The organism is Stenotrophomonas sp. STEN023 (assembly GCF_056760135.1).
Map to the genome: position 1 here is coordinate 1 of NZ_JBRREF010000039.1, position 12,864 is coordinate 12,864.

The 12,864-nt window shown below is 64.8% G+C and carries 11 protein-coding genes; 6 read left to right on the plus strand and 5 right to left on the minus strand.

The annotated features are described in order from the left end of the window. Nucleotides 1-139: 139 nt before the first annotated feature. The 4 genes from ACVOLV_RS12330 to ACVOLV_RS12345 form a co-directional block, all read right to left on the minus strand. Nucleotides 140-2,314 carry a TonB-dependent receptor gene (locus tag ACVOLV_RS12330; protein ID WP_481554647.1) on the minus strand — a complete coding sequence of 725 codons (2,175 nt, stop codon included), beginning with the start codon at nucleotides 2,312-2,314 and terminating at the stop codon, nucleotides 140-142. A gap of 411 nt (nucleotides 2,315-2,725) precedes the next feature. After that, nucleotides 2,726-3,607, minus strand: a complete 882-nt coding sequence (locus ACVOLV_RS12335) for a LysR family transcriptional regulator (protein WP_481554648.1) — start codon at nucleotides 3,605-3,607, stop codon at nucleotides 2,726-2,728. A gap of 135 nt (nucleotides 3,608-3,742) precedes the next feature. Beyond that, a complete protein-coding gene (locus tag ACVOLV_RS12340; RefSeq protein WP_481554649.1) occupies nucleotides 3,743-6,151 on the minus strand; it encodes a sodium:solute symporter family protein in 2,409 nt (802 codons plus the stop codon). A 51-nt stretch (nucleotides 6,152-6,202) separates the two neighbouring features. Further along, complete coding sequence (locus ACVOLV_RS12345) at nucleotides 6,203-7,054, minus strand: HpcH/HpaI aldolase/citrate lyase family protein (RefSeq protein ID WP_481554650.1); 852 nt, start codon at nucleotides 7,052-7,054, stop codon at nucleotides 6,203-6,205. 372 nt (nucleotides 7,055-7,426) lie between these two features. Here ACVOLV_RS12345 and xth point away from each other — a divergent pair, with 372 nt between their 5' ends. Further along, complete coding sequence (gene xth, locus ACVOLV_RS12350) at nucleotides 7,427-8,200, plus strand: exodeoxyribonuclease III (RefSeq protein WP_481554651.1); 774 nt, start codon at nucleotides 7,427-7,429, stop codon at nucleotides 8,198-8,200. A gap of 56 nt (nucleotides 8,201-8,256) precedes the next feature. Here xth and ACVOLV_RS12355 read toward each other — a convergent pair whose 3' ends face one another. Next, entirely contained in the window at nucleotides 8,257-8,511 is a 255-nt protein-coding gene (locus ACVOLV_RS12355; RefSeq protein ID WP_481554652.1) for a GlsB/YeaQ/YmgE family stress response membrane protein, read from the minus strand. A 102-nt stretch (nucleotides 8,512-8,613) separates the two neighbouring features. Here ACVOLV_RS12355 and ACVOLV_RS12360 point away from each other — a divergent pair, with 102 nt between their 5' ends. The 5 genes from ACVOLV_RS12360 to ACVOLV_RS12380 all read left to right on the plus strand — a co-directional run bounded on the left by ACVOLV_RS12360 (nucleotide 8,614) and on the right by ACVOLV_RS12380 (nucleotide 12,834). After that, the gene (locus ACVOLV_RS12360; protein WP_481554653.1) at nucleotides 8,614-9,204 is read left to right on the plus strand and encodes a 4'-phosphopantetheinyl transferase family protein; all 591 of its coding nucleotides are present in this window, start codon (nucleotides 8,614-8,616) and stop codon (nucleotides 9,202-9,204) included. Nucleotides 9,205-9,453: 249 nt separating this feature from the next. Continuing rightward, a complete protein-coding gene (gene rsmG / locus ACVOLV_RS12365; protein ID WP_481512799.1) occupies nucleotides 9,454-10,095 on the plus strand; it encodes a 16S rRNA (guanine(527)-N(7))-methyltransferase RsmG in 642 nt (213 codons plus the stop codon). 684 nt (nucleotides 10,096-10,779) lie between these two features. After that, nucleotides 10,780-11,577, plus strand: a complete 798-nt coding sequence (locus ACVOLV_RS12370; RefSeq protein WP_481554654.1) for a ParA family protein — start codon at nucleotides 10,780-10,782, stop codon at nucleotides 11,575-11,577. Further along, nucleotides 11,577-12,491 carry a ParB/RepB/Spo0J family partition protein gene (locus ACVOLV_RS12375; protein WP_481554655.1) on the plus strand — a complete coding sequence of 305 codons (915 nt, stop codon included), beginning with the start codon at nucleotides 11,577-11,579 and terminating at the stop codon, nucleotides 12,489-12,491. The genes ACVOLV_RS12370 and ACVOLV_RS12375 overlap by 1 nt, the downstream gene beginning before the upstream one ends. A gap of 34 nt (nucleotides 12,492-12,525) precedes the next feature. Beyond that, nucleotides 12,526-12,834, plus strand: coding sequence for a helix-hairpin-helix domain-containing protein (locus ACVOLV_RS12380; protein WP_481512802.1), 309 nt, complete (start codon nucleotides 12,526-12,528; stop codon nucleotides 12,832-12,834). The last annotated feature ends 30 nt before the right edge of the window (nucleotides 12,835-12,864 follow it).

Sequence of the window (12,864 nt, forward strand, 5' to 3'; positions counted from 1 at the left end):
TCGGGTTGTCGGTGGGGGGGGGTGCGTTTTTTTTCTCCCCCTCGGCGCCGAACCCCCCGCGCCCAAAAACAACAAACAACAAACAGCAAACAAAAACGGCGCCACAGTTGCCTGTGGCGCCGCTTTCAAACTGCAGCTATCAGAACTTGAACGTGTGGGTCAGCGACACCATCCGGCCACGGCCGGAGAAGAAGTTCTGCCAGCCCGGCAGCTGCGACCAGGTCAGCACGTACTGCTTGTCGAACACGTTCTCCACGCCCAGTGCCAGCTGGCCATAACGGCCGATGTCGTAGTTCACGCTGAGGTCCCACAGCGCGTAGCCATAGGTGTTCTCTTCGTTCTTGTAGACAGCATTGTTGGCCGGGTTGACGAAGGTCTCGCGCAGGTCGCGGCTGAAGGTCTTGCTCACGCCCAGCGTTGCGCTCAGGTCATCGTTCGGGGTCCAGGTCACCGAGGCATTCACCTTGTCCGGCGAGATGTCGAGGATGCCCATTTCCTTCTTCAGGCCCGAGCCCGGGTAGTACTGGGTCTGGCCACGGATGCGCGAGTACAGGAAGCTGGCCTTCCACTGCTCGTTGAAGGTCCAGGCGCTGTTCAATTCGAAGCCTTCGATCTCGACCGGTGCGCGGGTCAGGATGAAGTCCTCGGTTACCGGGTCAATGGTCAGGCTGGAACCGAAGTCCGAGGTCGAGCGGTACACGGATGCACCCAGCTGGCCCTTGGCACCGCGCCAGTTGAAGCCGATTTCCTTGTTCTCGGTGATCAACGGCTGCAGGTCGGCGATGCAGGACACGGCCTTGCACGGGCTGCTGGCCTGGATGTTGCGCAGCGGGATGCCGACGTTGGCGATGCCGAAACCTTCGGAGTACGAAGCGAACACCGACCACTCATCGGTGATGCGCCAGATCGCACCGAAGTTGGGCATGTTGGCCTTGTAGTCCATCTTGCCGCCCTGCACCGGGGTGTGGTCGCGGAAGGCAACGGTGGTGTAGCTGTCGATCTCCAGCTGGCCGTCTTCACGACGGACGCCAGCGTCCAGCGTCACCGGACCGATGTCCCAGCTCAACTGCGCGTACGGCGCGATGCTGGTGTACTTCATCGGCGGCACCCACAGGCGGTTGGTCAGCGCCAGGCGCTGTTCGGCGGTGTCTTCGACCAGGTCCAGGCCGGCACGCAGGCGCAGGCCTTCAACCTTGAACAGGTCGCCGTAGGCGTAGCCGAAGCGCAGGCCCTTTTTCTCGCTGTTGATTTCCGACTGGTCCCAGATGCGCAGGGCGTCATCGGTCGGGGCCGGCTTGGTCAGCTGGCGGTCGTCGCCGTTTTCCGGCACGTAGCGCATGGCCTGCTCGGCCCAGTACGCGTCAACGCTCAGGTCGCCGCCGAAGAAATCGGCATTGGTGTACTTCACCGCGAACTGTTCGAAGTCGTTGAACTCGGCCAGCGAACCAGCAATCGAGCCCTTTTCGGCGGTATTGGTGGTCGGGTTCGGACACTTGATTGCATCAAAGCGGCAGCCATCAACCGGAATGTAGTTGTGCTTGCCGCCGATGTGGAAGTTGCTGTAGCTGGCCTGGATGCGCTGCATCTGGCCTTCGCCGAAGTTGTAGCCGCCCTTGAGGAACAGGTTCTTGCTATACGAATCGGACAGCGAACCGGAGGTGTTCAGGCCAACGCGGCGACCGTCGCCGTCATAGGCGATGCCGCGGTCGATGTAGGCACCGCTGATCAGGTAGTCGACCGCGTCGCCCTTGAAGGTGTGGGTGACGCCGATCTTGGACTGGCCGCTGTCGTCCTTGAACTGGGTGCCGTAGCGGGTGGTGACTGTGGTTTCGTGGCCAGCCACGTCCGGGTTCTTGGACAGGTAGTTGATCACGCCGCCGGCGCCGCCGATGCCTTCAGCAGCGGACGGGCCGTTGATGACTTCGATGCGGCCGATGACGCCCATGTCGGTGAAGGTGCCGTTGCGGCTGCCTTCGCGCAGCGGCGAGCCCTGCGGCACGCCGTCGAACAGGCGCAGCGCGACGCGACCACGCAGGGTCTCACCGGAGTTGCTCATCGCCTGCGAGGATTCGGAATAGCCCGGCACCGTGCGTGCGAGCACGGCAGTGGCGTCTTCGGTCAGGTTCAAGGTGCGCTGCACCTGCTCCGGGCTGATCAGGGTGACAGCACCCGGGACCTTGTCGATGGCAACCGGCGTGCGGGTACCGGTGACGATCACCTGGTCCAGCGTGGTTGCAGCGTCTTGTGCAAAGGCCGGGCTCATCGCGCTGGCGAGCAGCACGGCGCTGATGGCGGCCGAAAGTGGCTTGATCATGTTGTTCTCTCCCCCAGGTTTGAATGTGTGACGCGACCGGACTGGGAGCCGGCAGAGCCAGAAAGCGACGGGGACTAGCGCCCCTTTGATCCTGCCGTTTGCTGTTTTCGGTCCCCGACCAGGCGGGCACCGGGCGCAACTCCGACGTTGGGCGAAGCCTAGGCGGGCCCTTGGCGCGATAGAAGCGCACCTGTGTATGTTCAAAGCCTAGGGTTTGTTGCGATTGGGTGACGGCGCCTGCAGCGGCATTGCCGGACAACCGACCTGTAGTGCCGAGCCATGCTCGGCAGAGGCCTTGCCAGGAAATCCAACAGGACCGGGAAGGCCCCTGCCGAGCATGGCTCGGCACTACAGGGGCTCTACGGGTAACGCCCCTGCCGAGCATGGCTCGGCACTACATGGGCATTGCGCTCAGTCGGTAGGCTGCAACAACGCCGTGCGCGCCTCGTCCAGCAGCACGTTGACCTGACGCAGGCGCACCGAGGAGCGCGACCAGACCATGCCGATACGGCGCGGCTCGCTGGGTTCAGGCAGGGGAATGCGCACCACCGAGATCCCTTCCGGCCACGGCTTGGCCCAATCCGGCACCAGCGACACACCCAATCCACGATCCACCATCACCGCGATCGCATTCAGCGCATTCAGCTCGAACCGTTCACGCGGCACGATGCCGGCCTTGCGCAGGTACTCATCGGCCTGGCGGCCGCCCCATTCGTGGCGGTCGTAACGGATCAGGGGCTCTTCGCGCAGCAGTTGGTGCGGGTCGGCACCGGCCAGGCGCGCCGGTGCCAACACCACCAGCGGCTCTTCACGCAGCAGCTGCCAGTCGCAGGTCTTGGGCAGCGAGAACGGTGCCTGCAGCACCATCGCCGCATCCAGATCACCCGCTTCCACCGCGCCGTACAGGTCAGACGAATAGCCGGGTTTGATGAAGACGTTGATCTCGGGGAACTTGGCCACCATCCGCGCCAGGATGTCCGGCACCAGCCCGCCCAGCGCGGTCGGGCAGGCGCCCAGCCGCAGTTCGCCGGCCATGCCGCTTTCGTTGGCGACGCTGCGCAGATCGGCCACGCCACGCAGCAGGTCACGCGCGCGCTGCAGGATGCGCGCACCTTCCTCGGTGACGCTGACGGTGCGGCCGGCGCGGGCGATCAGCGGAGCGCCCAGCTCGCGTTCCAGCGTGCGGATCTGCTGGGCAACGGCGGCGGGGGTGATGTGCAGCATGCGCGCCGCCGCGGCCATGGAGCCACGGTCGACCACGGTGACAAAGGTATTGAGAAACTGGGTTTCCACGCGATTAGACCTCTCAGCTGCGCGCCAAACTACACCAGCGGGCGTGGCGGCGCGATCCGACCAACGTCATGGTCTTTGCTGAAGCTGGCTTCACGCCGCCGCGGAACCGGCCCGCAGCGGCGTGCAGACGGGTCTTCACACCGCGTCCTGCTTGTAGATGGTCAGGCCCTTCAACGAACGGTTCGGGGCCGGGAAGAAAAGGCTGGCCACGTAGCCGATCACGATGCACAGGAAGATCGAGATGGCCAGGTAGAAGTACGGATGCACCAGGCTGTACCACCAGGCAACGAAGGTCAGCACGATGCTGGAGGCGACGCCGATCGCCACGCCGGCCGAGTTGGCGCGGCGGGTGAACATGCCCAGCGTATAGGCACCGGCAAAGCCACCACCGAGCAGGCCGGCCAGTTCGATCGACACGTCGAACAGCGAGTGGATGTCGTAGCGGGTCATGATCAGCGCCAGGCCAATCGCGGTCAGGCCGACCAGCACCGTGGAAATCTCGGCGAACAGCACGCTCTTGCGTGGGGTCGGGTTCTTGGCCAGGCGCTCGTAGAAGTCGACCGAGATCAGCGTGGAGACGCTGTTCATGATGCTCGACAAGGTCGCCATCGCCGCGGAGAACACGCCGGCGATGATCAGGCCGGTGACGCCGGGCGGCAACTCGGCGGCGATGAACAGCGGGAAGGTCGCATCGATCGGCAGCAGCGGGTCAAGGCGCTGCGGGTTGTTCTTGTAGAACACCCACAATGCAGTGCCGATGCCGTAGAAGATGAAGCCGCCCGGGATCATGATCGCAGCGAAGGCCCAGATCGAACGGCCGGCTTCTTTGTCCGACTTGGTGGCCAGGGTGCGCTGCATCAGCACCTGGTCCTTGGGGAAGGTCAGCACCACGTCGAACACGACCAGGAAAATGAAGCCCCACACCGTGGCCTTGGTCAGGTCGAAGCTGAAGTCGAACAGTTTGGTCTTGTCTTCCATCGCCGCGGTGGCGACGAATTCACCGAAGCCGCCCTTCAGCGTCCACACGATGAACAGGATCGCGAAGATCGCGCCGCCCATCTTCACGATCACCTGCACGAAGTCGGTCCAGATCACCGCCTTCATGCCGCCCATCGCGGTATAGAGGATGGTGAACACGCCCATCATCATAATGCTCCACACCACGCTGATGCCGGTGATGGTGGCGATGGCCAACGCCGGCAGGAACAGCACCACGCTCATGCGCGCGCCGATCTGCATGACGATGCACAGCGCGCTGGCGAGCATGCGGATGGCCGGATGGAAGCGGGTTTCCAGGTAGGAGAACACGCTCATCAAATCCAGGCGACGCAGCAGCGGCACGATCCACACCGCCACGAACATCAGGCCCAACACCGCGATCAGGTTATTGGTCAGGTACTGCCAGTTGGTTTCGAAGGCCTTGGCCGGAATGGCGATGAAGCTGATCGAACTGGTGTTGGTGGCGTACAGGCTCACGCCGGCTGCCCAGAACGGAATGCTGCGGCCACCGACGAAGAAGTCGGCGGTGCTGGCGCGCTTCTCGCGGAAGTAGAAGTAGGCGCCCATGCCCAGCATCGCGCCGAGGTAGATGATGATCACCGTCCAGTCCATCCAGCCCAGCAGATGCTTGCCGCTCTGCAGTTCAAAGGTGTGCAGACTGCCATCGGCGTTTGCCCAGGCAAGGCCATTGCCCCAGCTGGCGCTGGCCAGCGGTGCATTGGCATCGGTATCGGCCAGATCAGCCCAGGCGCTGGTGATGGTGTGGAAGGTGCGCGCGTGGCTGCTGCCAACCGCGTCGGTCACCTGCATCAGCAAGTGCGCCTGGCCGAGTGCACGCAACGAACCCGGGACAACGTCGCCACCGATGGCGGGCAGCTCGTGCCAGCCCTTCTCTGCGTTCCAGCGCAGCAGTTGCTGCGCGCCGTTGTTGCCGACCACCGCATACAGCGCGCCTTTCTGCGCCTGCAGGGCGACAACCGCGGCAGCGCCCGGCCAGATCGGCTGCGGCTGCCATTGCGCGGCATCAGCCGGCCTTTTGTACAGCTGGATCACGCCGCTGTCGTCGACACCGGCTACGAATAGTGCGCCGTCGAGCGCGGCTGCGTGTGCATTGCTCAGTGGTGATGGCAGTGCCAGCGACTGCCCCTTGCCGAGGCTTTCGCCCTTGAGGGTGAGCTGCTGCAGCTGATTGCTGTGGCTCGCATCCGGGCCGGTCAGCACCCAGGTTTTGTCGCCGTTGCGGACGATGTCCTGCACCACCTCGTTGCTGATGCCGGTAGCCGGCGTCCACGCCTTGCCATTCTTGTCGAGCAGCCAGGCCTTGTCGCCTGAGCGCGCCAGCAGGCGGCCATCGACATCCAGCAGCTGCTGCACCGGCGCGGTCTCCGGCAATGCCGGCAGCGAGCCGGGCTTCACTGCATTCAAACTCTCGTCGGCAGCCGCGGTGCCGGCCAGTGCCAGCAAGGTGGTGACAACGAGCAGGCGGAAGCCGAGCGAGAAGCGGTGCGACAGCGCGGCGAGCGCAGTGGCCATGGGCGTGGGCATGGATGGAACCCCGGTAATGAACGGCGTGGCGGCGAACCGCCGGTGGAAAGATCAGGCGCGCAGGGCGCCGGCGAGCAGGGCTTCGGCCCGGCGCAGGTAGGGCACATCGATCATGCGGCCCTCGAACAGGAACGCGCCGCGGCCAAGGTCGCTGGCCGCCTGCGCGGCGGCAACAATACGCCGTGCTTCGTCCAGTTCGGCCTCGGCCACGCTGAAGATCACATTGGCCTGGCCTACCTGGCGTGGATGGATGCAGCTCTTGCCGATATAGCCCAACTGCTGCGCGAGCATGGCCTCGGTGCGGAAGCCCTCGGCATCGGCCACATCCGGCCAAGCCCCGTCACAGGCGAACACGCCCGCTTCGGTGGCGGCCATTTTCACCGCGAACAGCACCGCATGCACATTGGCCGGGGTGCGGGCGATGCCATTGGGCGCGAACAGATCGCCCAGCCCCAGCTGCAGGCCAGCAACGCGCGGATGCGCGCCAGCCAGTTCAGCGGCCAGACGCAAGCCACGCGGGGTTTCGATATTCAGCAGCAGGCCGATCGGGCGGGTGACGCCGTTGGCGGCCTCGGCCCGTTCCAGCGCGACAACCACCTGACGCACCTGCGCGGCCGATTCCACCTTGGGGATATTGAGCAGCCACAGGCCGGGCACTGCCATCGCAGCCAGATCGGCGGCGAAGTGCGGGCTGTCGGTGGCATTGCTGCGCACGATCAGCAGCTTGTTGCTGGCAAGCACGTCGGCGCGGGCAAGGAAGCTGGCGATGGCCGCACGTGCCGCCTGTTTGCCAGCCTCGGGGACGGAATCCTCCAGATCGAAGGACAGGGCATCGGCCGCACTGGCCAAGGCCTTGTCGAACAGTTCCGGACGTGCGCCGGGCACAAACAGCTTGCTACGCATTGCTTCCCCTCACTTTGAGAGGCAGTCTGCGCGAATCGGAACGCTGAAAAAGTGTATTCCCCGACATTCACCCGATAGGTTTTGTTGTGGTTTGCGGGGTTTGGCGGGTGGGGTGACTCACGAAGCGCGGGAAACCATCGCCGTTCCCTCTCCCGCCTGCGGGGGACTGCCCCGAAGGGGTGGGTGGGGGGAGCTTTTGATCTTGCTCATGCTGTTGGCTGCAAGCCAAAGCCAAAGCCAAAGCCAAAGCCAAAGCCAAAGCACCCCTCCCCAACCCTCCCCTGCGCCTTCGGCGCAAGGGAGGGGGCTGGTTGCTGCGGCCTTCAGCTGAAAGGAGGGTCTTTGTTCCCAGCCCCGGCTAGAATCCCCTGCATGAAAATCGCTTCGTGGAACGTCAATTCGCTCAATGTCCGCCTGCCGCACTTGGAACAGTGGCTGGCCGACTTTGCCCCCGACGTGGTCGGCATCCAGGAAACCAAGCTGGAGGACCACAAGTTCCCCGATACGCGGCTGCTGGAACTGGGCTACCGCAACGTGTTCGCCGGGCAGAAGACCTATAACGGCGTGGCGCTGCTGTCGCGGCATCCGATCGAAGACGTGCAGATCGGCATTCCCGATTTCGAGGACGAGCAGAAGCGGGTGATCGCCGGCACCGTCAACGGTGTGCGCATCATCAATCTGTATGTGGTCAACGGCCAGGACGTGGGCACCGACAAGTACGCCTACAAGCTGCGTTGGTTGGAGGCTGTGCACAGCTGGATCGCAGCCGAGCTGCAGAAACACCCGCAGCTGGTGGTGATGGGTGATTTCAATATCGCGCCGGATGAGCGCGATGTGCCCGATACCAGCGTCTGGAACGAGAACCACATTCTCACCTCCACCGCGGAGCGCGCCGGCCTGCAGAAGCTGCTTGATCTGGGTCTGCACGATGCTTTCCGCCTGCACAACGACGAGGCTGGCATCTTCAGCTGGTGGGATTACCGTGCCGCGGGTTTCCGCCGCAATCTGGGCCTGCGCATCGATCTGACCTTGGTCTCCGATGCGCTCAAGCCGCGCGCTGTCGCCTCCGGTATTGACCGTGAGCCGCGTACCTGGGAACGCCCCAGCGATCACGCCCCGGCTTGGGTGCAGCTGGCACAGGGCTGAAACAACAAGGCCCGGCTGTTGCCAGCCGGGCCTTGGTCGAATCGGCGCCAGAGCGTTTAACGCACGCTTTTGCGTGTGAACAGATTGACGATGGCAAGCAGTATCACCGCGCCAACCAGTGACAACAGGAACGAGCGCAAGGTGATCGCGCCATTGATGCTGCCGCCGCTGAAGAAGAAGCCGGCGATCATGGCGCCGATGATGCCCACCACGATGTTCAGGATGATGCCCTGCTGCGCATCGCGGCGCATGATGATGCTGGCCAGCCAACCCACGACGCCACCAATAATCAACCAGATGATGATGCCCATGCGCGAACCTCCCTGCCATGAAGCACCCCGAAAGGTGCGGTGGCGACAGTCAACGCGTAGTGGCGTTAAGAACATGTTTGTCCGGGCAGGAGCCTGTTCAGCATGAGCACGGCGGGTAGCGATTGGCAGTTTGGCCAGGTCGACGTGTGGCTGTTGCCGCACACCCCGGGCACCCGCGGTGAGCCGCAGGCCCGCGAGCTGCTGGCCGGTGTTTTCGACACCACGCCGGCGGCCTTGCCACTGACCCGCGATGAGCGCAGCCGGCCCTGGCTGATCGGCGAGCTGGCGCATTACGGCACCGGCTGGAGCCACAGCGGAGGCCATTTGCTGGTGGCGCTGGGCGAGGGCGCACGCCTGGGCGTGGACCTGGAGCGGCAGCGGCCACGCAAGCAGATGCGCGAGGTGATCCGCCGCTATTTCCATCCGGATGAGATTGCCTGGCTGGATGCGTTGGACGACAGCGGTTGCGAGCAGTGGTTCTTCCGTGTGTGGTGTGCCAAGGAGGCATTGCTGAAGGCACACGGGCATGGCATTTCGTTCGGGCTGAACAAGCTGCGCTTTGCGCCGGACGCGGCGGGGGCCTTGCAGCTGGTGTGGTGCGACCCGGGACTTGGTGATGCGGCCCGCTGGCATCTATATGAGTGGCAGGCGACGGAGGATTTCCGCGCCGCGCTGGCGTGGTATCCGCTGTAGCTTTCGCCCCCCCCTTTCGACGAAGTCGAAGGGGAGGGTTGGGGAGGGGTGGTTTTGCTCCCTCCCTTGCGCGAAGCGCAGGGGAGGGGTAGCTGTCGCCGTTGCTCTTGCCCTGCGCGACAGATCAAAAGCCAGATCCAGAGCACCCCTCCCCAACCCTCCCCTGCGCTACGCGCAAGGGAGGGGGCAAAGCTACGCTTCGGCACAAGGGAGGGGGCTCAAGCAGTCACTCCTGCGATAATCCCCGCCATGAACGACACCACTCTCCCGCGCGAAGTCGCCAGCGACCTCGACCACGGCTTGAAGGCCATGGGTCTGGACGCCGCTTTGGCCAAGCCCCTGCTGGCTTACCTGACCCTGCTGGTGCGCTGGAACCGCACCTACAATCTCACCGCCATCCGCGATCCGCGCGAAATGGTCACCCGCCATCTGCTCGACTCGCTGGCCATGGCCGAGCATGTCAGCAGCGGCAGCCTGGCCGATCTGGGCACCGGCCCTGGCTTGCCGGGTATTCCGTTGGCCATCACCCATCCGCAGCTGCAGGTGACCCTGGTCGAGAGCAACGGCAAGAAGGCCCGCTTCATGCGCGAGGCCGTGCGCCAGCTCGGTTTGAGCAATGCCCGCGTCGCCGAATCCCGCGCCGAAGCGCTGGACGAGCCGGGTGCTTATGACAATCTCACTGCCCGTGCCATGGATACGCTGGCCGGCATCATCGAGGTTGGCGGTCATCTGCTGCGCCCCGGCGGCCAGCTGTTGGCGATGAAGGGTGTGTACCCGCACGAAGAGATTGCCCAGCTGCCCGCCGGCTGGCAGGTGCTGGAAGTACGCCCGCTGCAGGTGCCGGGGCTGGTTGGTGACCGGCATCTGGTGGTGGTGGAGCGCAAGGGCTAGATCGGTAGTGCCGAGCCATGCTCGGCAAGGGCTTTACCGGCCAAGGCCAAAAGCTGCCCTCACCCCAACCCCTCTCCCGCAAGCGTGAGAGGGGCTAAAGCGTAGTGCCGAGCAATGCTCGGCAGGGGCTTTACCAGCCAAAGCCAAAAGCTGCCCTCACCCCAACCCCTCTCCCGCAAGCGTGAGAGGGGCTAAAGCGTAGTGCCGAGCCATGCTCGGCAGGGGCTTTACCGGCCAAGGCCAAAAGCTGCCCTCACCCCAACCCCTCTCCCGCAAGCGTGAGAGGGGCTTTGAGCAAGGGCGGAGCGTAGTGCCGAGCCATGCTCGGCAGGGGCTTTAGCGGCCAAGGCTAAGAACTGCCCTCACCCCAACCCCCGCTCCGCGCCCCGGCCCTTGCGCTGGCGCAAGGGCGTTCGATGGGCAGCGAACCGGTGGTTCGCAAGCTGCCCCTCTCACCCCGTAAACGGGAGAGGGGCTAAAGCAGTAGTTCCGGGCAATCCCCGCGGCCAAGGCCAAAAGCGCCCCCTCCCCAACCCTCCCCTTGGCTGCGCCAAAGGGAGGGGGTATGGCCAAATCAGGGCACATTCCCACCCCAAAGCCGCCCGTTACCCGGAAACCGATTTCCGCCTGCGCGCCGCTACCCCCATAATGACCAGTCCAACTTCGCCAACGAGGCTCTCCTGCATGGCTCGCATCATCGCCATCGCCAACCAGAAAGGCGGCGTCGGCAAGACCACGACGGCTGTCAATCTGGCTGCTTCCCTTGCCGCCGCGCCCAAGCGCGTGCTGCTGGTCGACCTGGACTCGCAGGGCAACGCGACCATGGGCAGTGGTGTGGACAAGCGTGAGGTGGCTGCGTCCACCTGTGACCTGCTGCTGGGCGAGATCACCGCCGCCGAAGTGCGCGTCACCACGCCGGAAGGCTTCGACCTGCTGCCAGGCAACATCGACCTGACCGCGGCCGAGATCCAGCTGATGGACCAGGGCGAGCGCGAACAGCGCCTCAAGCGCGCGCTGGCGCCCATCCGCGATCAATACGACTACATCCTGATCGACTGCCCGCCGGCGCTGTCGCTGCTGACGCTCAATGCGCTGGCCGCCGCCGACTCGGTGATCGTGCCGATGCAGTGCGAGTATTACGCGCTGGAAGGCCTGAGCGCGCTGGTCGAGACCATCGACGCGTTGAAGATCAACCTCAACCCGGCGCTGGAAATCGAAGGCGTGCTGCGCACCATGTTCGATGTGCGCAACAACCTGGCCAACGCGGTGTCGGCGCAGCTCACCGAGTACTTCGGCGACCGCGTGTTCCGCACCATCGTGCCACGCAACGTGCGCCTGGCCGAGGCGCCCAGCCATGGCCAGAGCATCGTCGGCTATGACCGCGCCTCGCGCGGCGGCGTTGCCTACCTGGGCCTGGCCGGCGAGATCATCCGCCGCAACAACGAACGCAAGCAGCCCTCCCGGGCCGTGGAGGCTGTCTGATGAGTGCAGCGAAAAAGCGCGGTCTTGGCCGTGGTCTTGATGCATTGCTGGGCCCGAAGGGCGCAGTCACCCCGGTCACCGTCGCTGCCGTCGCCGAGCCGCAACCCGGCGAAGTGCTGCGCAAGCTGCCCATCGACCAACTGCAACCCGGCAAGTACCAGCCGCGTCGCGACATGGACGAGGGCAAGCTGGCCGAACTGGCCGACTCGATCAAGGCGCAGGGCATCATCCAGCCCATCCTGGTGCGCCAGATCGAAGGTGGCCGCTACGAAATCATCGCCGGTGAGCGCCGTTGGCGCGCCTCGCGCCTGGCCGGGCTGGACGAAGTGCCGGCAGTGGTGCGCGAGCTCGAAGATCGTACCGTCATCGCGATGGCGCTGATCGAGAATATCCAGCGCGAAGACCTCAATCCGCTGGAAGAAGCCGAAGCACTGGCACGGCTGGTCAGCGAGTTCACCCTGACCCACGCCGAAGCCGCGCAGGCGGTTGGCCGCTCGCGCGCCTCGGTGTCCAACCTGCTGCGCCTGATCGATCTGCCGATCGGCGTGCGCGTGCTGCTGGAAACCCGCCGCCTGGAAATGGGCCATGCCCGCGCGCTGCTGACGCTGGCGCCGGAACTGGCCACCAAGCTGGCCGAAGAAGCCGCCGAGCAGGGCTGGTCGGTGCGTGAAGTCGAGCACCGCGCGCAGCAGTTCGCTGCCGGCAAGGTGCCGGGCGCACGCAAGGCCAAGCCGTCGCCGAGCGCGCCGCAGGCCGATATCGCATCACTGGAAACCGAGCTGTCCGAATCGCTGGGCGCGAAAGTCGCCATCAGCCACGGCCGCGGCGGCAAGGGCAAGCTGGTCATCCATTACACCGATCTGGACACGCTGGACGGCGTGCTGGAGCGGTTGCGCGTCCGCCAGAACGGCTGACGCAGTTCTTCCCCAACGAGGTGCACGCAAGGCAATGAACCCAACCAAGGTCGACCGCAATCATCTATTGCGTCTGACCGACCTGCCGAATGTCGGGCCGGCCTGTGAAAAGGATCTCCGCTTGATCGGAATCCGGGTTCCCGCGCACCTGCGCGGGCGTGATGCCTACGATATGTATGCACAGCTATGCCTGAAAACCGGCGTGGTGCACGATCCCTGCGTGATCGATGTGTTCCTGTCGGTGGTGCGCTTCATGGGCGGCGACGCGCCGCAGCCGTGGTGGGCGTACAGCAAGGAACGCAAGGAAACCCTGGCCAAGGACGCGCCGCTCACCCTGTGGTGAGGCAGGGGCGATGCTCGTGGCCACCAACCG